This is a genomic window from Paraburkholderia mimosarum LMG 23256 = NBRC 106338 (assembly GCF_000739815.1).
Classification (GTDB): Bacteria; Pseudomonadota; Gammaproteobacteria; order Burkholderiales; family Burkholderiaceae; genus Paraburkholderia; species Paraburkholderia mimosarum.
On the sequence record NZ_BBJJ01000345.1, the window covers coordinates 1 to 797 of the forward strand.

Annotated in this window: 2 protein-coding genes; both read right to left on the reverse strand. The window is 59.7% G+C overall.

Annotated elements, in window-relative coordinates; genetic code table 11:
* Window positions 1–66: 66 nt before the first annotated feature.
* Entirely contained in the window at window positions 67–327 is a 261-nt protein-coding gene (locus tag BMI01S_RS37815) for an HU family DNA-binding protein (protein WP_042293615.1), read from the reverse strand.
* Between the two features lie 207 nt (window positions 328–534).
* A partial coding sequence (locus BMI01S_RS42815; protein ID WP_218002781.1) for a hypothetical protein occupies window positions 535–797 on the reverse strand: 263 nt, incomplete at its 5' end.

Below are 797 nucleotides of genomic sequence, written 5' to 3' on the forward strand. Positions count from 1 at the left end.
CGCCTCCCAATGTGTAACGCAGATTTGAACCTCGCCCGTAGTCGTCAGGCACGATCACGGGCTTCGTCATGACGCGTTTACCGCCGCCTTGAGCGCCTTGCCGGCAGTGAACTTCACCGTCTTGGCCGCAGGGATGTGGATTTCCGCGCCGGTCGACGGACTGCGGCCGGTGCGGGCTGCTCGCTGCCCCACCGAAAATGAACCGAATCCGACCAGTTGTACCGATCCGCCGTCGGCGAGCGCGTGCGTGATGAAGCCAGGCACGGCGTTCACCATGTCAGCGGTGCCCGGCAGAATACGCACGTGTGACGCGGGCACACTCTTCATCGGCCACGCCTGCTATCGGGTCCCAACCGTCGCCCGATATCGCGCGACCGGCTCATTGCCAAAGTGAAACACTGGAGCGCCTATCAGGCCAGACCCTTGCTGCACGTCAGTTTTTGCCGCCGAAAGGCGCTAGAGGTTTTTAACGGCCATCGACAGTTAGTTGCATTGCTCAAGATCGTACGCCAACGTCGATCTCCGGCTCAAAGCTCACAGCATATCTGGCGCATTCAGACCACAAATGTCGCCGCAACCAAGCTCCCAGGATCGATAAAAATGGAAACCCGATACCGCTTGTTTATCGAGACATCCGTGACCACGTCGCATCCGATTGGGTAATATGCATTCCCCTCCGGGGCGACTTGAATCGAGGTGCGCTCGCGCCAGGGTGTGGTTGATGCAGCTCGAACAGACGATTGCAGACGCCACGGCACAAACGCGGGCGATCTCGCTGTACGGCGTGCGAAACAACC